The organism is Thauera sp. 27 (assembly GCF_000310125.2).
GTDB classification, from domain to species: domain Bacteria; phylum Pseudomonadota; class Gammaproteobacteria; order Burkholderiales; family Rhodocyclaceae; genus Thauera; species Thauera mechernichensis.
Genome location: NZ_AMXB01000014.1, coordinates 52,850 through 75,658 on the forward strand (window position 1 = coordinate 52,850; position 22,809 = coordinate 75,658).

Sequence of the window (22,809 nt, forward strand, 5' to 3'; positions counted from 1 at the left end):
ATGGAGGTTCTGCCATGACGATCACAGCCCAAGACATCGTGTCGCTGACTTCAGCGCGCGCGCAGTTGTCCGAACTGGCCGAGCAGGTCAAAGCCGGTGCAGAGAAGATCATCACCAAGAACGGTGAGAGCTACGTTGCGCTCGTCGATGCTGACCGGCTCGACTACTACCATCGACTGGAGCAAGCCCATCTCCATCTGGTGATGCTGGACGAAGTGCAGCGGGGCCTGCAGGACCTTGCGTCCGGCCGCACGCGTGACGCGAGGGAAGCACTGGCGGAGCGCAAGCAGGTGCGCTCGCGAGCATGAGCAGGCCGACCGCGGTGCGGATCACGCACAACTTCGAGCGCAATCTGGATGAGATCGAAGCCTTTCTGACCCGAGCCGAAGCACCCGAGGCCTTCGATCGACTGCTGGATGAGTTGTCGGAACGCGTGATCCCCATGCTTGAGCGGCATCCCGACATCGGGCGTGACCATCTCGCCCGCTCCGCCGACTCGATGGAAGCGCAATTCAAGCGCGAAGCGGTGATCGAGTCATTGAGCGCTCTGGACGCCGCAGGCAGCATCCGCGAGTACGTACTGACGAACTACCTGATCCTCTACGCACGACTGCCCGAGACCGTGCATCTGCTCGCGATCCGCCATCACCGCCAGCTCGACTTTGATCTCGGGAAACCCGATCGCCCCTGCTGAAACGGCGCTCAGGGCCGCCGGTGCGTAATCCGGGTGAACATGCACACCGACCCGGCGGTATCGACAGCGTCTGCCAAGGCCGGCGGCAGCCAGTGCCACACCGGCGGGCCGGCGAACGCTGCGGCCACGGCATCGACCGATTCATACCAGGCCTCGACGATCGCGTCGTATTCGTAGCCGGGCGGTCGCTCGCCCACCACCTCGTTCCATACCAGGCGCGTCCCAGCCGACCACGGCGCGGCGAGGGCGCCGGCGAGGCCACGCGCCTGCAAGCGCTGCCCCCGCCGCGCGCGCAGGAACAGCACCAGACACACGCCGGTCTCCGCGCCGTCGACCAGCACCTGCTCGCTTGCGACCAGGGTGAAGTCGCGCACGTAGGTCGAGAACACCCGCGGCTCGTCGGGCCGCATGATGCGCAGCGTCTCCTCGTCGTTCCAGATGTCGTCGGCAGCCTGGCGGTCGCGCAGCGACAGCAGGTTGACGCCGTCGTAGTCGGCACTGGCGCCGCGCGGCACGCCCGGTCGGTCGAGCACGCGCGAGCACTGGCGCACCGCCTTGACCTTGTCCTGCACGTTGCGGCATTCGCGGCCGAGCGCCGAGTGCTCGCGCCAGGCCTGCGGAAAGTCCTCGGGCGCCAGCGCGGGGTTGCGCCGCGCGAGGTAGATCATCTTCCACCGCATGTTTATGCCCCCGCTCCGGCCGACGCTTCGACCGATATCGCGGCGGATCCGGCAAACACGGCCGGCTGCGCGGCGGCCTCGGTGTATTCGCGCTTCATGCGCGCCACCAGCTCGGCCACCGAGGGCACGTCGTGGATGCTGCCGATGCCCTGTCCGGCCGACCACACCTCCTTCCACGCCTTGGGCTTGGCGTCGAGCCCGGCGAAGAGGTCGTCCTTGCCGCCGTCCTGGCGGCCATCGAGCCCGTCGGGGTCGATCCCCGCCGCGCGCACGCTGTTCTTCAGGTAGTTGGCCCAGATGCCGCTGAACACCGGGGTGTAGACGATGTCCGCCGCGCCGTCGCGCACGATCATGTCCTTGTGCGCGGCATCGGCCGCGGCCTCGCGGGTGGCGATGAAGCGCGTCCCCATGTAGCCCAGGTCGGCGCCCATGACCTCGGCGGCACGCAATGCTCGCCCGCTCGACAAGGCGCCCGCCAGCAGCAGGGGACCGTCCCAGAACGCACGCACTTCGGCCACCAGTGCAAAAGGCGACATCGTGCCGCCGTGGCCACCGGCGCCCGCACACACGAGAATCAGGCCATCCACGCCACTGGCGGCAGCCTTGCGCGCATGCTCGACGTTGATGACATCGTGGAACACCAGCCCGCCGTAGTCGTGCACACGCTCGACCACCGCATCCGGGCGGCCCACCGAGGTGATCACGAAGGGCACCCGGTGCCTGACCACGCAATCAAGGTCGGCGTCGCGCCGCGGATTGGATCTGTGCAGGATCAGGTTGGCACCATAGGGCGCAGCCGGGCGCTCAGGATGCGCGCGATCCCAGGCCGCCAGATCCGCCGCAATGTGTGTCAGCCACTGGTCGAGCAGCTCGGGCGTGCGCGCGTTCAGCGTCGGGAAGCTGCCGGCAACGCCGGCCTTGCACTGTGCCAGCACCAGCGCCTGGCCACTGGCGAGGAACATCGGCGAACCGATCAGCGGCAGCGCGAGCCGCCCGCGGAACAGGTCGGGAATGGGCATCCCATCTTCTCCGGGAAAATGTCGTCCTGCAGGCGGTCATGCTTGCGCGCAGGCGCTCAAGCGCGCGGCATGCCCAACCCACGCTCGGCGATGATGTTGAGCTGGATCTCGTTGGTGCCGGCATAGATGGTGTCGGCACGCGAGAAGAAGAACACCTGCTGCAGGCGGCGTACCGCGTCGTCGTCCGAGCGCACGTCGCCCGCCACGCCGATCACATCCATCGCCAGCTGGCCAAGCTCGCGGTGCCAGTTCGACCACGCGTACTTGTAGATCAGCGCCTCGGGCCTCACCGTGGTCGAGCTGGTGTCCTCTTCCAGCATGCGCAGGCCGTTGTAGCGCAGGCCCTGCAGGCCCACCCAGGCGTCGGCGATGCGCTGGCGGATGGCCGGGTCGCGCGCAGCGCCATTGCCGCGCGCGACGTCGACCACCAGCTGCAGCTCATGGATGAAGTGCATCTGCTGGCCGAGCGTGGATACACCGCGCTCGAAGCCGAGCAATGCCATCGCCACCTTCCAGCCCTCGCCCGGCTTGCCGACGATGCAGTCGGCCTCGGTCACCGCGCCGTCGAAGAACACCGAGTTGAACTCGGCCTCACCGGTCATCTGGCGGATCGGGTGAATGTCGACGCCCGGCTGGTCGAGCGGCACGAGCAGGAAGGACAGCCCTTCGCGCCCCACCGAACCGGGCGTGCTGCGGGCAATGACGAACACCCAGTCCGACTCGTGTGCGAGCGAGGTCCATACCTTCTGCCCCTGCAGCCGCCAGCGACCGTCCTCGTCCTGCCAGCAGCGCGTGGTGATGGCGGCGAGATCTGAACCGGCGCCCGGCTCGGAGTAGCCCTGCGCCCAGTACTCACGCCCTTCGCGGATACCGGGCAGGAAGCGGGCCTGCTGTGCAGGCGTGCCGAGCGCAATCAGCGTCGGCGCCATCAGCGTCTCGCCGATGTGGCCGATGCGGCCCGGCCCGCCGGCGCGCACGTATTCCTCATGGAAGGCGAGCTGCAGCGCCAGCGGCAGGTCGCGCCCGCCGTGCTCCTTCGGCCAGCCCAGGCCGACCCAGCCGCCCGCGGCCAGCGCCTGCTCCCATTCCTTGCGCAGCGCCGGATAGGCTTCCTCGTCACCGGGGCCGCCGCGGTGTTTCAGGCAGGCGAAGCGGCCCGTCAGGTGGGTCGCCATCCAGTCGGCGACTTCCTGGCGAAATTCCTGTTCGTTCATGCTCATCGGTCCTTGTTCTTGCGGTCAGGCGGCGTCGAGCAGATGGGCGGCGAGCGCCTCGCGCCAGTCGCGGGTGGGGCCGAACCACTGGCTGGCCCACTGCGCGCGCTTGAAGTGCAGCTGAGGGTCATACTCCCAGGTGAAGCCCACGCCGCCGTGGAGTTGTATGGCTTCCTGCGCGCAGTAGCGGTAGGCCTCGGTGGCCTGCACGCGCGCCGCGGCAACCTCGGCCGCCAGCGCGGCGTCGTCGAGTCCGTTCCCCTGCGCGCCCTGCGCCACTTGCGCCGCCACGCCGCGTACGGTGGAACGCGCGGTTTCCATGCGCACCATCATCTCGGCGACGCGGTGCTTGACCGCCTGGAAGCTGGCCACCGGCTTGCCGAACTGCACCCGCTCCTTGGTGTAATCGACGGCCAGCTGCAGGCACTGCGCCGCACCGCCGACCTGCTCGGCCGCAAGCTGCAGGGCCGCCAGCACGCGCGTGCGTGCAAGGCCGGCCAGCACTCGTGCCGGATCGTCGACGCGGGCCTCAGCGCCCACGCGGACCTCGGCGAAGGTCCAGCGCGCCTGCGGCCGGGTGAGGTCGAAGACGTCGAGCGGCGTGCGGGTCAGGCCGGCCGCATCCGCAGCGAGCTCGAACAGCGCCACGCCCGGCGCCTCCTCGATACGTGCCGCCACGTAGGCGTGGGTGAGCAGGCCATCATCGAGCACCTGCGCCGCCTCGCCGGCCAGCACCCAACCCTCGCCGTCGCGGCGCGCTTTCACGCTCAACGAGGCCGGTTCGGCATCCAACCCCGGCCCCAGGATCAGCGTGGCAGTACGCTCACCGTAGGCCAGCGCGGCAAGCGCGCCCTGCTGCGCCTCGGTGGTGCCAGCCTGCAGCAGCGCGGTCTGTGCCAGCACCACGTTGGCCAGGAAGGGGGTGCGCACCAGACGCCGGCCCATTTCCTCCATCAGCAGCGCCAGTTCGACCGGCCCCAGGCCGAGGCCGTCGAAGTCTTCCGGCACCTGCACCGCAGCCCAGCCCAGCTCGACGATGCGCGACCACAGTTCGGCATCGGCGTCGGCATCCTTGCGCGCGTTGGTATGGGCAGCGAGGAAGTCGGCCGCCGTCTCCTGCAGTGCACGTTGCTCGTCGGACAGCGTCAGGCTCATCACAGCACCTCGAACAGGCCCGCTGCGCCCATGCCGCCGCCGATGCACATCGACACCACCACATAGCGCACGCCGCGGCGACGGCCTTCGAGCAGCGCGTGGCCGACCATGCGCGCGCCCGACATGCCGAAAGGGTGACCGATGGCGATGGCACCACCGTTGACGTTCAGGCGGTCGTTGGGGATGCCGAGCTTGTCGCGGCTGTAGAGCACCTGGCAGGCGAAGGCCTCGTTGATCTCCCACAGGCCGATGTCGCTCACCTTGAGGTTGAAGCGCTCGAGCAACTTGGGGATGGCGAACACCGGGCCGATGCCCATTTCGTCCGGCGCGCAGCCGGCCACGGCGATGCCGCGGTAGGCACCCAGCGGCGCGATGCCGCGGCGTTCGGCCTCGTCGCGGCTCATCACCAGCGCGGCCGAGGCGCCGTCCGACAGCTGCGAGGCGTTGCCGGCGGTGACGAACTCGCCCTGCTTCACCCACTGGCCATCCTTGACCACCGGATTCAGCTTGGCGAGATCCGCCAGCGTGGTCGAGGCGCGGTTGCACTCGTCGCGGGTGGCGACGACGTCCTCGTGACCCACCGGCTTGCCTTCCTTGTCGAACACCAGCTTGCGCGCCGCCAGCGGCACGATCTCGGCGTCGAACAGGCCGGCGGCCTGCGCGGCGGCGGTGCGCTGCTGGCTCTGCAGCGAGAACTCGTCCTGCGCGGCGCGCGAGATGCCGTAGCGCGCCGACACGATCTCGGCCGTCTCCAGCATCGGGATGTAGGCCGCGGGCACGATCGCCTTCACCGCTTCGGACTGCGCGCGGTAGGTGTTCTTGTGCTTGGTCTGGGTGAGCGACAGCGACTCGACGCCGCCCGCCACCGCAATCTTCATCTCGCCGGCCAGGATGTTCTTGGCGGCGACGCCGATCGTCATCAGGCCCGAGGCGCACATGCGGTCGAGCGCCATGCCCGGCACCGTGTCGGGCAGACCGCCGGTGTAGGCGCACAGGCGGCCGATGTTGTAGGCCTGGGTGCCCTGCTGGACGGCAGCGCCCATGATCACGTCCTCGACCGCGCCGGGCTCGATGCCGGCACGCTCGACGACGGCGCGCACCACATGGCCGCCCAGCACCGGCGCCTCGGTGTCGTTGAAGGAGCCGCGGAAGGACTTGGTCAGCGCGGTGCGCGCGGTGGAAACGATGACGGCTTCGGTCATGGCGATGTGCTCTCTCGGGAATTCAATCGTTGAAGGTGTAGCGGCTGATGGTGTCGACCACGCAGCCGGGGCGCTCACTGCCCTCGATCTCGATGGTCACGCGCACGGTGGATTGCACCGCGTCCTTGATGCGCTCGACCTTGAGGATTTCGCCGCGGCCGCGGATGCGCGAGCCGACCTTGACCGGCGCTGGAAAACGCACGCGGTCGCAGCCGACGTTGACGCCCATCTTCAGGTTGTCGGCGCGGATCAACTGCGGCAGGAACAGGTTGGCAAGTGCGAGCGTCAGGTAGCCGTGCGTGATGCAGGCGCCGAAGGGGCCGTCCTTGGCGCGCGCGGGATCGACGTGGATCCACTGGTGGTCGTCGGTGGCGTCGGCAAACCGGTCGATGCGGTCCTGGCGGATCTCGACCCAGTCGGTCGTGCCCAGATCCTGACCCTCTGCCGCAACCAACTGCTCGGCACTGGAGAAAACCATGGTCATCGCCGCGCCCCTCAAGCGTGCTGCGAGCTGACCGACAGCACTTCGCCGGTCATGTAGGACGCGTAGTCGCTGGCGAGGAAGACCATCACGTTGGCCACTTCCCACACTTCTGCGGCGCGGCCGAAAGCCTCGCGGCTGGCAAGCTGGGCGAGCAGTTCCTCGCTGGACGCCTTCTTCAGGAATTCGTGCAGCGCGATCGACGGCGACACCGCGTTGATGCGCACGCCGTGCTCGGCCGCCTCGACCGCCGAGCAGCGCGTCAGCGCCATCACGCCGGCCTTGGCCGCGGCGTAGTGGGCCTGGCCCTTCTGCGCACGCCAGCCCAGCACCGAGGCGTTGTTCACAATGGCGCCGCGACCACGCTTCTCCATGTGCGGCAGCATCGCGCGCGTCATGCGGAAGGTGCCGGTGAGGGTGATGTCGAGCACCCGGCTCCACTCGTCGTCGGTCATCTCGGTGACGCGCTTCTCGCCGCCCAGGCCGGCGTTGTTGATGAGCACATCGACCCCGCCGAGCTTGTCCTCGGCGGCAGCGACCAGGGCCTGCACTTCCTCTTCATGGGTGACGTTGCACAGCTGGCCCCAGACGTTCTGCAGGCCGGTGTCGGCCTTCAGCTTCGCGACCGCCTCTTCAAGGCGGCGCGGATGGATGTCGGAGATCATCAAGGCGCGGCACCCTTCTTCGGCGCACTTGCGCGCAGCGGCAAAGCCGATGCCGGCGCCCGCAGCGGCGGTGATCAGGACGGACTTGCCAGCCAGCAACTGGTGACCGGGGACGTAGGCGGGGGCTTCTTTCACGGCACGAACCTCGAAGGGTGGAGATGCCGTCATTTATAGGGGGGGTGCAGGAGGGCAGCATCGTCAAAACGGACGGGGCCGCAAATGCGCGCCACATTCCCGATTGGGAAAAGTTGTTTCCTTGCGCGGCCCTCTGGCCCTGAGTTTCCCGAACGGAAAATATGAAACCAAGCGGTATCCGTGACGAGGCTCGATAGAATAGGCGGCTTCAAGCACAAGCTCGATTCGATGACGGACAGCCGCCCCACCTCAGAGCGCATTCTCGACGTTGCCGAGGAACTCTTCGCCAGCACGGGTTACCACGCAACCTCACTCGGTGACATCGCAGACCGGGTCGGCATCCGTACGCCAAGCCTCTACAACCACTTCAAGAACAAGGAAGCCCTGTACGCTGCCGTGCTGGAGAGACTGATGGCGCACTTTCGCCCCATCATCGCGGCCGCAGCACCGCAGCCAGGGGGCGCGCCTCACGGACGACGAGAGGCGCTGGCCTGGGCGCGACGCATGGTCGAGTGCTACTTCGCGCATCCCAACTTCGCCCGCCTGCTGCAGCATGCCGCGCTGGCCGAAACCCCGATTGCAGGCGCGCAGATCCAGGCACTGTTCGAACCCTTGTTCGCCCCGGTCACCGAGGGCGCACGCATGCCCCAGGCGCTGCAGCCCTGGGCGGTCATGGACTTCAACAACCTGCTGGTGTCCTACATCACGCTTGCACCGCTGTACCGCGACCTGATCGGCATCGACCCGATGGCACCCGAGGGCCGCGCCCGCCACGTCGAGATGGTGCTCGAGCTCGTCGACGCAGCACTCTCGCAACAGGCGCTGCGCCCCGATCACCCCAGGGGCGCACCGGCCATGCCTCAGGACCCGGGTACCGGCCACAGTGGCGGCAGCACGTAGGCGCCGGTGAGCGCCTCCTGCCGTGGCTGGTAGAGACGCGCGATCACATAGAACGCGCCGCTCGGCGTGGGCAGCCAGTTGTGCGGCCCCTCGGCGGGCTCGTCGGCCTGCAGATGGAGCGTCAGAGCCCCATCCTCGCCATGCACCAGTCCGGGTGTCCTGTCGCCGATGCTGTAGCGACGGATCGGGTTCTCGACCAAGGCATGCGTGCGTGCGTCGTAGACCGAGATGGACCAGAACGCATCCACCGGCGGCAAGCCACCTTTTTCGAATGTGAGCGTGTAACGCTGGCCACCATGCAGCAACTTGCCGTCGGCTGAGAACAAATTGGCCGGATAGAGGTTCTCCTCCGCCCGGTTCGCCCCCGTACCCGTGCGCACGACGCCGGCCCGGCGCAGGTAGTTGTAGCCATAGGTCCCCAGATCGCGAAGCACGATCCAGCCTGGCTCGACCCTTTCGCGCGCCGCGAGCTCGATCAAGCGCGCGCCGTCCTTGAGCGCGCGCTGCAAGCCTGCAACGACGGCGGGATTCGCCGTGGCGAGGTCAAAGACCTGGCTTGGGCCGACGCCGATCCGGTCGAACTGGGCCATCAGCGCGGCCTCGTCGGCCCTTGTGGGCGATTCACGCAGGATACGGTTCAACCAGGTAAAGAACTCGACGCGCTGCAAATCCTCCCGCACCGGAAAGTCACGCGGAGCCGGCTCGTGACTGCCCTCGTGCGCGCTGATCCGAAAGGCGTCGATCAAGCGACTGGCCTCTTCCATATCGGCGTCCCCTGCGCTGTACATGCGCCCCAGCAGATACACCACGGTGGTCGAGTTCTCGATCAGCTGCATGCCGGCGGGTAGTGCGCCCTGCCACCCCGGTGGCACGAACAGGAACCGGCCGGCGCCGGTGCCCGTCGTGCGACGACCAATGTGCTCGGTCTCGGCGTAGAGATCGCTGATCGCCACCGTATAGTAGCGCCCTGCGGTATCGGGCACGTCCAGCACCACAGGGCCGGCGGACAGATCGAGCCATGCACTGAAGTAGATGGTGTCGTTATTGGGCGCACGCAGGTCGCCCTCGGTGCCCGGTGTCGCCAGGGTCCGGTAGTTGAACATCGTGTTGACTGGCGCATAGACGCGCTGCACCCCGTCAGCGCGCCGCGTCTCGCGCCCCATCACGTGCATCAGATCGACAGCGGGATAGCCATATACATAGGCCTGCACGCCGATGTGGTACGCGAGGCTTTCCTCGCGCTCGTCGATGTCGCGCTGCACGTCCGGCAAAGGCCCTGCCCCCTGAACGCTGCCAATGAGTGCAAGCGTCGCCAAGGTGCCGGCAATACGTCTGATCATGGGTGTCTCCTCATTCTTGCTTGGTCTGTTCCAACGGAGCTCAATGGATGAGCAGTTGACACTATAAACTAATAGTTGTTAGTTTTAGATCAGATCAACGCTTCCCATCCACCATTCACGAGCGCCTCGACCATGACCTCGGAACAACAGCATCAACTGCCGGACGACATCGACGTGTTCTCGCCCGAGGCCTACGCCGACGAGGCCGGGCTCTACCGCCAGCTCGCTCACCTTCGTCGCAACTTGCCCGTGTCCTGGGTCGACCGGGCACCGTACCGCCCCTTCTGGCTCATCACCCGCAACGAGGACATCAAGCTCATAGAGAAGAACCACGGGATCTTCCTGAGCGCTCCACGCCTGACCTTGATTCCCGAGGCCATGGAGGCGGCGACGCTCGCGCGCTACGGCAGTCGCACGGGCGGTTCGCGAACCATTCTCGACATGGACGAACCCGAGCACAGCCAGTACCGGAACATCGCCGCACGCTGGTTCATCGGCAGCGGCCTGCGCGAACTCACGCCCGGGATCGACGCCATCGCCGAAAAATACGTCAGCCGCATGATCGGGATGGGCGGCGAATGTGACTTTGCGAGCGACATCGCCGTGTGGTACCCGCTAGAAGTCATCGCCTCGATCCTCGGCGCCCCGCTTGAAGACGCGCCCTACATCCTGCGCATGACCCAGGCGCTGCTCGCAGCCGGCGACCCCGAGCTTCAGCAGGACGGCGACTACGGTGCGGCCGCATTCGAGGAGTTCGCCGGGTATCTGGGCAAGATGCTGGCCGAACGGCGCGCATGCCCAACCGGCGACCTGACAAGCGCGATCGCCAACGCATCGATCGACGGCAATCCGATCGGGATGATCGAAGCGCTCTCCTACGTGCTGGTCGCGATCACCGCCGGCCATGACACAACGTCGGCCGCACTGGCCGGCGGCATGCTGGGCTTCGCCACCCACCCGGAGGAGATGACCAAGCTCGTCGCCAATCCGGGGCTGCTGCGCAACACCAGCAACGAGATCTGCCGCTGGGTGTCACCGATCCACCATTTCATGCGCACTGCGAGTGAGGATTTCCAGCTCCGCGACGTCACGCTACGCGCGGGCGAAGCGGTGGCGCTGATCTACCCCTCAGGCAATCGCGACGAGGCAGTGTTCGAAGAACCAGACCGCTTCCTGATCGACCGCGACACCTCGGGCCACGTCGCATTCGGCTACGGCGTGCACGCCTGCATCGGACGCCAGTTGGCCCTGTTCGAACTGGACGCATTCTTCGGCAAGCTGATCCCGCGCCTGTCGTCCCTCGAACTGACCGCCACGCCAGTACCCATCGCGTCGAACTTCGTGGGTGGCTATCGCCGCCTGCCGATCCGCTATGCCGTACGCTGACGCGACCTCAAGCCACATGTGCCTGACATGTGGCTTCATCTACGACGAAGCGACTGGCCTGCCAGGGCAAGGTATTGCGCCCGGCACCGCATTGTCGGACCTTCCCGTCGACTGGGTGTGTCCGGACTGCGGCCAGCCAAGGGACAGCTTCGAGACGGTGGACTGAGGCCCAATCAAGCGCCGACCGCAGCCAGTATCCGCGACCGCGTCGCCACGATCTTCCACGCGCCGTCGATGCAACGGTACTCGTCGTCATACATCACACCCAGCCGGCGGGTCGCGCCGGTTTCGGCATCCAGATTGAAATAGGACAAGGCCCAGCGCCCGCGCGCGTGGTCGGCGGCGAGCAGTTCGATTTCGGGGTTGGCGCCGTGGTGGCTGTCGCGCACGCGCGGGTGGCAGGCGAGCGACTGGTAGAGGGCGACGAAGCTGTCGCGGTCGTCGAAACGGCCGACGGCTTCATAGTCGATCACGATCGGGCCGCTGGCGAAACAATCGCGGATGGTATCGACGTCCTTGAGGTCGCAGGCGTTGAGGTAGCGGTGCTTGAGCAGGCGGATCGCCTCGAGCGCTTCGAGGCGGGCGATACGTTTGTCGAGATCCATGTAGCGTTCCCTCAGCTCACGCGCGCGGGATGGAAGGCGCAGGGTGCGCCGAGGATGTTGCGCCAGGTCGGCGGTTCACGGCCGTCCTCGTCGCGAACGCCGTAGCGCTGCGCGAGTTCGGCAACGATCTGCGTGCGTCCTGAGCGCGCGGCCAGCTCCGGATCGCGCCACAGTGCGTGGATGACGCGGCCGACGAACTGCGGGCTCTCGCTGCGCGCCATGAAGTCGCCGTAGGCGTCACCACGCAGACGGGCGGCGATGGCAGTGCGTTCGGTGCGCTGAACACCCAGCCACAGCGACACCGCGGCCACGCCGGTGCCCTCGAAATCCACCGCCATGTCGGCCGCCATCTTGTCGCAGCCGGCCTTCTGCGCGCCATAGGCCGGGCCATGCATGTAGCACCCAGCGCCATACGAGGACGTGAACGCCACCAGCCCCCGCCCCGCCTTCAGCAGCAGCGGTGCGGCGTGCCAGGCGGCAACATAGTTCGAACGCAGCCCGACACCGAACATGTCGGCCTGGGCGAGCGGCTTGGTCCAGAACGGGCCTGGCTCGATCAGGCTGTCGTCGATGACCAGGGCGTTGTTCACCAGGATGTCGAGGCGGCCCTGCTCGCGTTCGACGCGCTCGAACAGCGCCTTCACCTGGGCGTCGTCGCCATGGTCGCAATGCACCGCGATGCCCTGCCCGCCCGCGGCGGTCACCGCGGCGGCGGCGTCGTGGATGGTGCCGTGCAGCGGCGTGTCGCCGATGCGCGATGCGCCGTCGGTGGTGCTGCGCCCGGTGACGTAGACGGTCATGCCGGCCGCGCCGAGCGCTTCGGCCACGCCGCGGCCCACGCCACGGCTGGCACCGGTGATGACCGCGACGCCCTGTGAGGCGATTGTATTCATCGGTTTTCCTTGGGAATGAAGTCCGGACATGCACCAGGCGGCTGCGGATCGCCTATCGCCCGGCCACTTGCCCGCCATCGACGCTGTAGAGCTGGCCACTGATCCACGCGCCCTGGGTGCTGCACAGATAGACCACCATGCTGGCGATCTCCGCCGGCGCGCCCGCGCGCTTCAGGGGCACGTAGGTGTCGATGATGGCGTCCCATTGCGCGGGCGACAGGTCGTCCAGCCGGGACGTGGTGACGATGCCCGGGCAGATCGCATTGACGCGGATCCCGTACCGCCCCACCTCGCCCGCCATCGCCGCGGTCAGCGCATGCACCCCGGCCTTGCTGGCGGCGTAGGCGGCCGTGTTGGGCGCCATCAGCTTGCCGCCCACGGACGAGATGTTGATGATGGCGCCGCCCTCGCCCTGCTCGATCAAGCTGCGACCGAACACCTGGCTCATGTAGAAGCTGCCGTTCAGGTTCACGTCGATGACCTTGCGCCAGGCGGCAGGATCGACATCGACCACCGGGGCCCGGTCGCCGGCGCGCGCGGCGCCGGCGTTGTTGATGACGAAATCCACCCGGCCGAACTCGCGCATCACCGTGTCGGCCAGGGCCGCGACGGCGTCCGGGTCGGCCACGTTGCTGACCACCGGCAGTGCGCGTCGGCCCAGCGCGCGGACTTCCTCCGCGACCGAGTCGATGTCGCGCCAGCCGGCCCGCTTCTCGTCATCCGGAAAGGAATCCGGCGAGCGGCCGCTGCCGGTGATGACGACGTCGCAGCCCGCGCGGGCAAGCTCGACCGCGATCGAACGGCCGATGCTGCGCATCCGCCCCGCGCCGGTGACAACGGCGAGCTTGCCTTCCAGGCCCGTCAGTGTGTACGCCAAGACTGCGGTACCCGTCGATCAGCCCAGCCGCGGCGGGCGGCGATCCGCCCACGGCGCGGCCTTCTCCAGCTGCGCGGCAAGCGCGATCAGGCGTGCCTCGCCGCCGTAGGGCGCGGCGAACTGCACGCCGATCGGCAGGCCTTCGGCGCTCCAGTGCAGCGGCACCGACATCGCCGGCAGGCCGGTCATGTTGAACATGGAGGTGAAAGCCGACGCCAGCACCGCCCTGCGCGCGAAGTCCTCGAAGGGCTGGTCGAGCGAGAGCTCGCCGAGCTTGGGCGGCAGTGCGGCGGTGGTCGGCGACAGGATCAGGTCGTAGCGCGCGAACAGCTCGTCCAGCACACGGCCGCCGCGGTCGAACACGCTGCGCGCCTTGAGGATCTGCTCGGCGGTGTAGGACTGGGCCTTCTGCATGCTTTGCCAGTCGATCGGCTCGAACTCGTCCTCGCGCGCCTCGCGGCCGAGCACCTTCTCGCGCTCGCGCACGGTGTAGAGCATGCCGCTGGCGGTGACCACGCCCATGCTGCCAGCCATCTCCAGGAAGGGCAGCGCCGACAGGTCGATCGGCTCGACGTGATGACCCAGGCCGGCGCATAGGATGGCAGCCTTGTTCGACGCTTCGATGCACTCCGCATGCACGCCGGCGCCGAACAGATTGGCCTGGAACAAGCCGATCTTCAGCGCGCGCGGCGCCTGCTCCAGCGCCGCGAGCAGGTCGGCGGTCGGCGGCAAGGTGCGCGCGCCCGGCTCCGCGCCCTGGCTGAGCTGCATCAGCAAAGCCGTATCGCGCACGCTGCGGCTGATCACGTTGTGCGCCGACAGGCCGAGCCAGCCTTCGAGCGACTTCGGCCCCATCGGGATCAGTCCGCGGCTGGGCTTGAGGCCGAACAGGCCGCAATGCGAAGCCGGGATGCGGATCGAGCCGCCGCCGTCGCTGGCGTGGGCCACCGGCAGCACACCGGCAGCGACCGCCGCCGAGGCCCCGCCCGAGGAACCGCCCGAACTGCGCTCCAGATCCCAGGGGTTGCGGGTGGCGCCGAACAGGCGCGATTCGGTGGTGCCGGTCTGGCCGAATTCGGGCGAGGCGAGCTTGGCGAAGATATTGAGGCCCGCCGCCTGGTAGCGCTGCACCAGGGTGGAATCATGGTCGGCCACCGCATCCTTGAAGAAGGCGCAGCCGTTGGTGGTGACCGTGCCCTTGAGCGCGATGCCGAGATCCTTCAACGCGAACGGCACACCGGACAAGGCGGGGCGCGCCTCGCGCTCGGCCTGGCCGGCAGCGTCCAGTGCGCGCGCGGCCTCGCGTGCGAGATCGAAGTGCGGCACGGTGACGGCGTTGATCGCCGCGTAGGCCTCGGCGCGGGCGATCGCCGCCTCGAGCACCTCGCTCGGCTTGACGTCGCCGCGGCGGATGCGCAACGCGATCTCGGTCGCGTCCCACTGCTCGTAGTCGGGCAGCGGCAGGGACACGGGCGTGGCAACTGCAGCAGCGGCGGGGCTGGCCCCACCCAGGCCCACAGCCGCCGCGCCGCCGAGCACTGCACCCGTCTTCAGGAAATCACGACGCTCCTGCACCACCGCCCGTTCGCTCATCTCAAGTCCCCCATACCTTTTGCGCAGGCACGGCCTGCTTCATCAGTTCATCGACCGTCGCGCCCGCTTCCATCGGCGTCAGGCGCGCGCCCTTGTCCTTCTGCGGACCGGTGCGCCAGCCGTCGCACACCGAGATGCGCCCGCCCTGGCTCTCGAACACCTGGCCAGTGACGTGCGAGGACAGCTCGCTGCCCAGCCAGACGACCAGCGGCGCAACGTTTTCGGCTGCCCAGGCGTCGAAGCCGGTCTCGGGCGCCTTGACCACGTCGGGCATCGCGCTCTCGGTCATCGAGGTGCGCGCGGCCGGGGCCAGCGCGTTGGCGGTGACACCGTAGCGCGCCAGCTCGGCAGCCTGCACCAGGGTCAGCGCGGCAATGCCGCCCTTGGCCGCGGAATAGTTCGACTGCCCGACCGAGCCCTGCAGGCCGGCGCCCGAGCTGGTGTTGATGATGCGTGCGGCGATCTTGTTACCGGCCTTGGCCTGGTCGCGCCAGCGCTTGCCGAGGATATTGGCGAGGCAGAAGTGGCCCTTCAGGTGCACCCGCATGACCTGCTCCCAGTCGTCTTCCGACAGGCTGATGAACATGCGGTCGCGCAGGATGCCGGCGTTGTTCACCACCACGTGCACCTCGCCGAAGGCCGCCACGGCGGCATCGACGATCTGCTGTGCGGTGTCGATGCGGGTGATGTCGTCGGCGTTGGCGATCGCCTTGCCACCCGCCGCGGCGATCTCGGCGACGACGGCGTCGGCCGCTTCCTTGCGGATGTCGTTGACCACCACGTTCGCGCCCTCGGCCGCGAAGGCCAGTGCATAGGCGCGGCCCAGGCCGCCGCCGGCGCCGGTGATGATGACGGTGCGTCCTTCACAAATTCCCATGTCGATCCCTTCTCTTACAGCTTTTCAATGATGGTGACGTTGGCCTGGCCGCCGCCTTCACACATGGTCTGCAGACCGAAGCGGCCGCCGCTGCGCTCGAGCTCATGAAGCAGCGCGGTCATCAGGCGGGCGCCGGTGGCGCCGAGCGGGTGGCCTAGGGCGATGGCGCCGCCGTTGGGGTTCATGCGCGCGGGGTCGTAGTCCAGCTCCTTCTGCCAGGCCATGACCACCGAGGCGAAGGCCTCGTTGATCTCGACCACGTCGATGTCGCTCACGCGCATGCCGGCCTTCTTGAGCGCGGCACGGGTGGCGGGGATCGGCGCGGTGAGGTGCCAGATCGGGTCGTCGCCCAGCACCGACAGGTGGTGGATGCGCGCGCGCGGGGTCAGGTTGTAGCGTTTGAGCGCGACCTCCGACACCACCAGCAGCGCGGCCGAGGCGTCGCAGGTCTGGCTCGACACCGCGGCGGTGATCGACGGGTACTCGGGGCCGACCGGTTCCAGTTCGGCCATTTTCTCCAGCGTGGACACGCGCGGCGTCTCGTCCTTCGTCACGCCCTCCAGGCCGACGATCTCGCGCTCGAAGCGGCCTTCGGCGATCGCGGCCAGCGCACGGCGGTGGCTCTCGAGCGCATAGACCTCCATGTCGCGGCGGCTGCACTGCCAGTGGTCGGCGATGCGCTGCGCGGAATAGAACTGATTCACCGGCTGGTCGCCGAAGCGCGCCTTCCAGCCCTTGCTGCCCGAGAACGGGTCGGGAAAGCCGAGCGGCTGGCCGGCGAGCATGGCCGACGAGATCGGAATCTGGGTCATGGTCTGCACCCCGCCGACCGCGACCACGTCCTGCGTGCCGCTCATCACTGCCTGGGCGGCGAAGTGCACCGCCTGCTGCGAGGAGCCGCACTGGCGGTCCACCGTGGTACCGGGCACGTTCAGCGGCAGGCCGGCGGCCAGCCAGGCGGTGCGCGCGATGTCGCCCGCCTGCGAGCCGATGGTGTCGACGCAGCCGAAGATCACGTCATCGTATTCGTCGGCGGGAATGGCGTTGCGCTCGACCAGCGCCTTCAGCACATGCGCGCCGAGGTCGATCGCATGGACGTGGGACAGACCGCCCTTGCGCTTGCCCGTAGGGCTGCGCAGGGCATCGACAATGTAGGCTTCAGCCATATTCACTCCTCGAACGTGTGGCCGGGGCCGAGCGCGGCACCGTCGGCCAGGATTGCGTCGGCAACGCGGGCCTTGTGGAAGCCGCGGTCACCCCAGGCGGCATCCAGCGCCCAGGCACGCTTCATGAACATCTGCAGATCGACTTCCCAGGTGTAGCCCATCGCGCCGTGCACCTGGATACCCTGGCGTGCGCCCAGCCAGGCCGCCTCGCCGCAGGCGAGCTTGGCGTGCGAGACACGCGCATCGGCACCCGCCTCGCCATGGGCGAGCGCATAGGCAGCGCGGTAGAGCACGGGCTTGGCGAACTCGATCCTGGTGGCGACGTCGGCGAGGTGGTGCTTGACCGCCTGGAAGCTGCCGATCGGCTTGCCGAACTGCTTGCGCTGCGCCACGTAGTCGACCGACAGGTCGAGCATGCGCTGCGCCAGGCCGAGCAACTGCCCGGCAGTGGACAAGGCACCGCGGTTGAGCGTCTGCGCCCACAGCGCGCGGCCGGCCTCGCCGCCGGCGATCAGCGTGGACGCGGCGGGCGTCCAGCGCACGCGCGCGAGGCGGCGCGACAGGTCGATGCTGGGGTTGGGCTCGACCTCGACCTGCTCGCGCGGCACGGCATGCACTTCGTCGCCATGCGCAAGGAGCAGCAGGTTGGCCGGGTTGGCGTCGGCCACCAGCGGATTGACCGGGTGCGCAACCGCGATACGGATGCTGCCCTCGGCAATGCGGCCGAGCCAGTCTTCGCGCGACGCGGTGCCAGCCGGCAGCGCGGCGATGAGACCAGCAGCAACGTAGGCCGCGTCGGCGAGCGAGTCCGGGATGGCGTAGTAGCCCAGCTCCTGCGTCATCAGTGCCCAGGCGATATCGTCCATGCCCAGGCCGCCGCAGTCCTCGGGCACCGACAGCGCGGTCAGGCCCTGCTCGGCGATGTTCTTGCGCAGTTCGGGCGAGCGCCCGGTGTCGGTTTCCCAGATCTCGCGCAGCATCTCGGGCGCGGCTTCGGTCATCAGGAAGCGGCTCACCGCCTCGCGGAAGGTGAGCTGGTCGTCGGTGAAGGTGAAGTCCATGGCGGCCCCTTCCTTATTTCGGCAGGCCGAGCATGCGCTCGGCGATGATGTTGCGCTGGATCTCGTTGGTGCCGGCGTAGATCGGCCCGGCCTGCGCGAACAGGAAGCCATCCAGCCAGCGCGCGGCCTCGACTGCCGCCGGCGCGTCGCCGGTGAGTTCGCCGAGCGGGCCGAGGATGCGCATCGCGGTCTCGTGCATCTTCAGGTCCAGCTCCGACCAGTAGATCTTGTTGGTGCTGGCCTCGGCGCCGATGCGGGCGCCCTTCGCCAGCCGGCCCACGGTGTGGTAGGCGGCGAGCGCGTAGGCCTCGGTGCCGGTCCAGGCCTCGATGACCGCGTCGCGGATGCTGGGGTCGCGGTCGGCGACCTCGCGGTTGGCCTTGTAGAGCTCGACCAGACGGCGCGCGGTGTACTGGAAGCGCGCCGGCGAGCGCAGCAGCAGGCCGCGCTCGAAGCCGGCCGTGGCCATCGCTACATGCCAGCCCTGGCCTTCGTCGCCGATGCGGTTCTCCACCGGGACCTTGACGTCGTCGAAGAAGATCTCGGCGAAGGCCTGCTTGCCGTTGAGCGCCTGGATCGGGCGGATGGTCACGCCCGGCGCATCCAGCGCCACCGCCAGATAGGACAAGCCATGGTGGCGGCTGGAGGCCGGATCGCTGCGGAACAGGCCGAACAGCAGGTCGGCGTAGCTCGCCCGCGTCGACCAGGTCTTCTGGCCGTTCACCACATAGTGGGTACCGTCAGCGGACAGGATGGCCTTGCTGGTGATCGCCGCCATGTCGGAGCCGGCGTTGGGCTCGGACCAGCCCTGCGCCCACATGTCCTCGCTCGAGGCCATGCGCGGCAGGAAGCGCGCCTTCTGTTCCTCGGTGCCGAATTCGATCAGCGTGGGGCCGAGCAGGAGCTGGCCGTTCTGGTTCACACGCATCGGTGCACCGGCGCCGTAGTACTCCTCCTCGAAGATCAGCCATTCGATGAGGTCGCAGCCGCGGCCGCCCAGGGCTTCGGGCCAGATCACCATCGACAGGCGCGCGTCGAACAGCTTGCGCTCCCATTCGCGGTGCTGCTCGAAGCCCTCGCGGGTGTCGTAGCTGGCCAGCGGCTCGCGCGGCAGGTTGGCCGCGAGCCAGGCGCGCACTTCCTCGCGGAAGGCTTTCTGCCGGGGGGTGTAGGCGAGATCCATGGTGTCCTCAGAACTTGGCTTCGCGTTTCTCGACAAAGGCGCGGCGGGTTTCCGCCGAGTCGGGGCTGGTGTAGGCCTGCAGCGTGAAACCCTGCTCCCAGCGGTACTTGTCTTCCAGGTTGCCGTCCTCGATGCCGTTGAGCGCCTCCTTGGCGATGCGGATCATGGCCGGGCTCTTGGCGGCGATCTTGCGGGCGATGTCGAGTGCGGCCTCGCGCAGCTCGGCCTTGGGCACGATGCGCTCGATGAAGCCGTAGCGCTCGGCCTCGCGCGCACCGATCTTCTCGCCGGTGAAGAACAGATAGCGCACCTTCTGCACCGGGAACAGGCGCTGCAGGTGGGCACCGCCGCCCATCGCGCCGCGATCGACCTCGGGCAGCGCGAAGGTGGCGCACTCGGCAGCGACGACGATGTCGGCCGCGCCGGTGATGCCGATGCCGCCGCCGAGCACGAAGCCGTGCACCGCGACGATGACCGGCACCGGGTTGCGGTGCACCGCCTTGAAGGTGGCGTAATTGCCGCCATTGACGGCGACGATGCGCTCGGGATGAGCATCGAGTTCCTTGATGTCCACACCGGCGCAGAAGCCGCGGCCCTCGGCGCGGATCACGATCACGCGTACCTCGGGGTCGTGACCAAGTTCGTCGATGCGATGCGCCAGCGCGTACCACTCGCTGCTGTCGAGGGCGTTGACCGGGGGCTTGTTGATGACCAGTTCGGCAATGCCGTTGTCGATCGTTGTCTGGAATGCCTGGCTCACGTTATCGGGCTCCGTGGGGGTCGTGTCTTATGTGGGGTTCGGGCTGTGCGCTCAGGCGACGGCCGCTGTCTGTTTGCAGGCTTCGGTGCCGCGTGCGTCGTCGAGGCGGGCGTACAAGGCGGCGAGGCAGGCCTCGGCTTCCGCGGCGATGCCATGGATGACGTCCTCGCAGCTCTCGAGCTTGCCGATCGCCGCCGCCACCTGGCCGCTGGGCAGGATGCCCTCGTCGGGGTAGCCCTCGACCATCGAGCGCTGCAGCAGCACCGGCTGGTTGGCCGACATCACCGTCTGCGACACCGCGCCGGGGTCTTCCTTGAGGGCCTGGCGGAACACGCCGAGCATGTGGCCGAAGCTCATGCCGGTCTGCTGCTTCCACTGCCAGGCGCTCCTGAGCGCGATCAGCAGCCGGCCCAACGGGCTGGCGGACTCGAGCTTGTTGATGAAGGGGTTCTCGATCATGCGGTGGCGCATGCCGTCGACCGCGAGCGTGACGCGCACCTTCTGCGGGTCATCGACCTTGACGTAGCGCTCGAGCGTGGCCGGCGGGGTGGGCGAATCGGTGGTCATCAGGAAGCGCGTGCCCATGGCGATGCCGGCCGCGCCTGCGGCCAGCGCCGCCGCCAGGCCGCGGCCGGTGGAGTAACCACCCGCGGCGATCACCGGCACCTTCACCGCCGCCAGCACCTGCGGCAGCAGGATGGTGGTCGGCACGCCACCGGTGTGGCCGCCGCCCTCACCGCCCTGGATGGTGATCATGTCTGCGCCGAGCTCAACGGCCTTGATCGCATGCTTCAGCGCACCCACGGTGGGGATGCACAGCACGCCGGCTTCCTTGAAGCGGGCGATGGTCTTCTTGTCCGGGCCGCGGCCGTAGCTCACGGCGCGCAGCTTGTACTGGATGGCCAGGTCGACGCACTGCGCGGCGTTCTCCTGGAACATGTGGAAGTTGAGGCCGAAGTTGCTGCCACCGGTGGCGGCGATGACCTTCTTGATCTCGCCTTCGATCTTGTCGGCATCGATGGTGGCGCCAGCGAGAAAACCGAAGCCGCCGGCCTTGGTGGTGGCGATCACCAGATTGGCGTCCGCCACCCAGCCCATCGCGGTCTGGATGACGGGGTAGCGGCAGCCGAGGCGCTCGGTGAGCGGGGTGCGCAGCAGCGCCGAGAAATCGTGCGTGTCTGGGGTATGGCTCATGCCTTGTCCTCGCCTGCGGCCCGCTTGTTGGCGCTGGCCATGGCCTTGGCGTCGTAGCCGCCGAGCTTGTCGCCCGACAGCAGTTCGTTGTGGGTGTGGGCGAAGTGGTGCCAGGCGAACACCGCATCCATCGCCGTGCGCTTGCCCTGCAGGTCCTCGACGTGGTTGATCGCCTGCTTGGTCAGCGCCAGGCCCATGCGCGGCTGCTTGGCGACACGCGCGGCCAGCGCATAGGTCTCGGCCTCGAGCTGCTCACGCGCGACGACGCGGTTGACCATGCCCATCTGGTAGGCGCGCTCGGCACCCATGCGGTCGCCAGTCATCAGGAATTCCTTGGCGATGCGCGGGTTGAGCTCGTAGGGGTGAGCGAAGTACTCCACCCCGGGGATGCCCATGCGCACCACCGGGTCCTGAAAGAAGGCGTCGTCGCTGGCGACGATGAGGTCGCACACCCAGGCCAGCATCAGCCCGCCGGCGACGCAGGCGCCCTGCACCATGGCGATGGTCGGCTTGGGCAGCTCGCGCCAGCGCCGGCACATGTTCAGGTACACCTCCTGCTCGCGCACGTAGAGGTATTCGCCGCCCGGCTTGTTGGTGTGGTCCCACCACAGATGCACGCGCTCGAAGGGCTTGTTGATGTCGCGCCCCGGCGTACCGATGTCGTGGCCGGCGGAAAAATGCTTGCCGTCGCCGCGCAGCACGATGACCTTCACGGCGTCGTCATCCACCGCACGGCGGAAGGCGGCGTCCAGCGCATAGGTCATCTGCGAGTTCTGCGCGTTGTTGAACTCGGTACGGCTCATCGTCACCGTGGCGATACCGTCGGCCACGGCGTAGTGCACCGGGCTGTCGGTCTCGTACACCGCGTTGTCGGGGCGGGTGACGAAGTTCTGGTCGGGGGCGCTCATGGGCTTCTTCCTTGGCCTGATCAGGCTGCGGCGCGGATGCCGGGCGGATTGCCCTTGACCTGCGCGCCGCGCAGGTCGTGCGGATCGAGGCGGCGGATGATCTCCAGCTGCGCCGCGGTCGGGTGCGGGGTCTCGCCCAGCTCCGGCGCCTTCAGCAGCGGGAAGCCGGTCTTCTCCTGCACCTCGTCGAAGCTGACGCCCGGGTGCAGCGAGCGCACACGGATGGCGTGGTCCGGGCCTTCGAAGTCCAGCACGCACAGGTCGGTGACGATGCGGCGGATGTCCATGAAGTCCTGGCGCATGCCGGGTTCCCAGCGTGCGGGGTTGAAGCCCACGCCCGACACCATGTCCACCTCGCCTTCGACGAACACGCGCTTGCTGTGGTTGGGCACGAAGAAGGAGTTGATGTGGTTGATGCTGTTGCCCGGCAGGCCGCGCACGCCGAGGATGGCGGCCTTGGGTTTCCTGTAGTCGCCCACCACCGACAGGTTGGTCTGGCCGAAGCGGTCGATCTGGGTCGGGCCGATCATGGCGTGGCGACGGCCGCCCCACACGCACTCGAACACGCGCTCGAAGGACATGTAGCCGGAGTACTTCGGCACGTAGTCGCCGCGCGGGCCGAGCGGAATCGGCTCCTCGACCAGGAAGCATTCGCTGTCGGTCATCAGCAGCTCGGGGGCGTAGGTGAGCTTGGCCAGGCTGGCGCCCAGGCGCGGAATCACGCCGATGCCCGAGGCCAGCACCTCGCCGTCGCCGCGCCAGGCTTCCGAGGCCGCGACGATCATCAGTTCGGCGAGGGTGAATTCAGTGTTGTTGCTCAT

At 68.1% G+C, this 22,809-nt stretch carries 25 protein-coding genes; 5 read left to right on the top strand and 20 right to left on the bottom strand.

Going from position 1 to position 22,809, the window contains the following annotated elements; all coding sequences use genetic code 11:
• The first annotated feature begins 14 nt into the window (after window positions 1-14).
• Together B447_RS09585 and B447_RS09590 are read left to right on the top strand one after the other, a co-directional pair.
• Entirely contained in the window at window positions 15-308 is a 294-nt protein-coding gene (locus B447_RS09585; RefSeq protein WP_002939106.1) for a type II toxin-antitoxin system Phd/YefM family antitoxin, read from the top strand.
• Complete coding sequence (locus B447_RS09590) at window positions 305-694, top strand: type II toxin-antitoxin system RelE/ParE family toxin (RefSeq protein ID WP_002939107.1); 390 nt, start codon at window positions 305-307, stop codon at window positions 692-694. Before B447_RS09585 ends, B447_RS09590 begins: the two co-directional genes overlap by 4 nt.
• Before the next feature lie 8 nt (window positions 695-702).
• On the opposite strand, the gene B447_RS09595 is transcribed toward B447_RS09590, so the two are convergent.
• From B447_RS09595 to B447_RS09625, 7 genes are read right to left on the bottom strand one after another with little or no spacing between them, the layout of a single operon-like run.
• Window positions 703-1,374: an EthD domain-containing protein gene (locus tag B447_RS09595; protein WP_002939108.1), complete on the bottom strand. Its 672-nt coding sequence runs from the start codon at window positions 1,372-1,374 to the stop codon at window positions 703-705.
• Window positions 1,375-1,376: 2 nt separating this feature from the next.
• Window positions 1,377-2,393, bottom strand: coding sequence for an NAD(P)H-dependent flavin oxidoreductase (locus B447_RS09600; protein WP_002939109.1), 1,017 nt, complete (start codon window positions 2,391-2,393; stop codon window positions 1,377-1,379).
• Window positions 2,394-2,449: 56 nt separating this feature from the next.
• Window positions 2,450-3,607, bottom strand: a complete 1,158-nt coding sequence (locus B447_RS22715; RefSeq protein WP_002939110.1) for an acyl-CoA dehydrogenase family protein — start codon at window positions 3,605-3,607, stop codon at window positions 2,450-2,452.
• Window positions 3,608-3,631: 24 nt separating this feature from the next.
• Complete coding sequence (locus B447_RS22720; protein WP_002939111.1) at window positions 3,632-4,762, bottom strand: acyl-CoA dehydrogenase family protein; 1,131 nt, start codon at window positions 4,760-4,762, stop codon at window positions 3,632-3,634.
• Window positions 4,762-5,964 carry an acetyl-CoA C-acyltransferase gene (locus B447_RS09615; RefSeq protein WP_002939112.1) on the bottom strand — a complete coding sequence of 401 codons (1,203 nt, stop codon included), beginning with the start codon at window positions 5,962-5,964 and terminating at the stop codon, window positions 4,762-4,764. Before B447_RS09615 ends, B447_RS22720 begins: the two co-directional genes overlap by 1 nt.
• 22 nt (window positions 5,965-5,986) lie before the next feature.
• Window positions 5,987-6,448, bottom strand: coding sequence for a MaoC family dehydratase (locus B447_RS09620; RefSeq protein WP_002939113.1), 462 nt, complete (start codon window positions 6,446-6,448; stop codon window positions 5,987-5,989).
• Between the two features lie 11 nt (window positions 6,449-6,459).
• A complete protein-coding gene (locus tag B447_RS09625; RefSeq protein WP_002925159.1) occupies window positions 6,460-7,245 on the bottom strand; it encodes an SDR family oxidoreductase in 786 nt (261 codons plus the stop codon).
• Window positions 7,246-7,425: 180 nt separating this feature from the next.
• Between B447_RS09625 and B447_RS09630 the strand changes: the two genes are divergently transcribed.
• A complete protein-coding gene (locus B447_RS09630; RefSeq protein ID WP_232431603.1) occupies window positions 7,426-8,145 on the top strand; it encodes a TetR/AcrR family transcriptional regulator in 720 nt (239 codons plus the stop codon).
• Here the strand turns inward: B447_RS09630 and B447_RS09635 are convergent.
• Window positions 8,106-9,485 (bottom strand): DUF1254 domain-containing protein, encoded by a 1,380-nt coding sequence (locus tag B447_RS09635; RefSeq protein WP_002939118.1) that lies wholly within the window; start codon window positions 9,483-9,485, stop codon window positions 8,106-8,108. The two genes, B447_RS09630 and B447_RS09635, sit on opposite strands and share 40 nt — an antisense overlap.
• 132 nt (window positions 9,486-9,617) lie before the next feature.
• Here B447_RS09635 and B447_RS09640 point away from each other — a divergent pair, with 132 nt between their 5' ends.
• A complete protein-coding gene (locus B447_RS09640; protein WP_002939122.1) occupies window positions 9,618-10,871 on the top strand; it encodes a cytochrome P450 in 1,254 nt (417 codons plus the stop codon).
• A gap of 16 nt (window positions 10,872-10,887) precedes the next feature.
• The gene (locus B447_RS22140; RefSeq protein ID WP_157384659.1) at window positions 10,888-11,037 is read left to right on the top strand and encodes a rubredoxin; all 150 of its coding nucleotides are present in this window, start codon (window positions 10,888-10,890) and stop codon (window positions 11,035-11,037) included.
• A gap of 7 nt (window positions 11,038-11,044) precedes the next feature.
• Here the strand turns inward: B447_RS22140 and B447_RS09645 are convergent, their stop codons facing one another.
• Genes B447_RS09645 through B447_RS09700 form a run of 12 tightly spaced genes read right to left on the bottom strand, consistent with a single transcriptional unit; the run spans window position 11,045 to window position 22,809 of the window.
• Window positions 11,045-11,476 (bottom strand): nuclear transport factor 2 family protein, encoded by a 432-nt coding sequence (locus tag B447_RS09645; RefSeq protein WP_002925169.1) that lies wholly within the window; start codon window positions 11,474-11,476, stop codon window positions 11,045-11,047.
• 11 nt (window positions 11,477-11,487) lie between these two features.
• A complete protein-coding gene (locus B447_RS09650) occupies window positions 11,488-12,369 on the bottom strand; it encodes an SDR family NAD(P)-dependent oxidoreductase (RefSeq protein ID WP_002939126.1) in 882 nt (293 codons plus the stop codon).
• A gap of 52 nt (window positions 12,370-12,421) precedes the next feature.
• Window positions 12,422-13,246: an SDR family NAD(P)-dependent oxidoreductase gene (locus B447_RS09655; protein WP_002939129.1), complete on the bottom strand. Its 825-nt coding sequence runs from the start codon at window positions 13,244-13,246 to the stop codon at window positions 12,422-12,424.
• Between the two features lie 18 nt (window positions 13,247-13,264).
• Window positions 13,265-14,839 carry an amidase gene (locus tag B447_RS09660; protein ID WP_002939134.1) on the bottom strand — a complete coding sequence of 525 codons (1,575 nt, stop codon included), beginning with the start codon at window positions 14,837-14,839 and terminating at the stop codon, window positions 13,265-13,267.
• Between the two features lies 1 nt (window position 14,840).
• Window positions 14,841-15,716 carry an SDR family oxidoreductase gene (locus B447_RS09665; protein WP_002939136.1) on the bottom strand — a complete coding sequence of 292 codons (876 nt, stop codon included), beginning with the start codon at window positions 15,714-15,716 and terminating at the stop codon, window positions 14,841-14,843.
• 14 nt (window positions 15,717-15,730) lie between these two features.
• A complete protein-coding gene (locus tag B447_RS09670) occupies window positions 15,731-16,882 on the bottom strand; it encodes an acetyl-CoA C-acetyltransferase (RefSeq protein WP_002939143.1) in 1,152 nt (383 codons plus the stop codon).
• Between the two features lie 2 nt (window positions 16,883-16,884).
• The gene (locus B447_RS09675) at window positions 16,885-17,943 is read right to left on the bottom strand and encodes an acyl-CoA dehydrogenase family protein (RefSeq protein ID WP_002939144.1); all 1,059 of its coding nucleotides are present in this window, start codon (window positions 17,941-17,943) and stop codon (window positions 16,885-16,887) included.
• A 13-nt stretch (window positions 17,944-17,956) separates the two neighbouring features.
• Window positions 17,957-19,126, bottom strand: a complete 1,170-nt coding sequence (locus B447_RS09680) for an acyl-CoA dehydrogenase family protein (RefSeq protein WP_002925181.1) — start codon at window positions 19,124-19,126, stop codon at window positions 17,957-17,959.
• A 7-nt stretch (window positions 19,127-19,133) separates the two neighbouring features.
• Complete coding sequence (locus B447_RS09685) at window positions 19,134-19,886, bottom strand: enoyl-CoA hydratase family protein (protein ID WP_002925183.1); 753 nt, start codon at window positions 19,884-19,886, stop codon at window positions 19,134-19,136.
• A 51-nt stretch (window positions 19,887-19,937) separates the two neighbouring features.
• Window positions 19,938-21,080, bottom strand: coding sequence for a nitronate monooxygenase (locus B447_RS09690; RefSeq protein ID WP_002939145.1), 1,143 nt, complete (start codon window positions 21,078-21,080; stop codon window positions 19,938-19,940).
• Window positions 21,077-21,988, bottom strand: coding sequence for an enoyl-CoA hydratase (locus B447_RS09695; protein WP_002939147.1), 912 nt, complete (start codon window positions 21,986-21,988; stop codon window positions 21,077-21,079). Before B447_RS09695 ends, B447_RS09690 begins: the two co-directional genes overlap by 4 nt.
• Before the next feature lie 20 nt (window positions 21,989-22,008).
• Entirely contained in the window at window positions 22,009-22,809 is an 801-nt protein-coding gene (locus B447_RS09700; protein WP_002939151.1) for a CoA-transferase subunit beta, read from the bottom strand.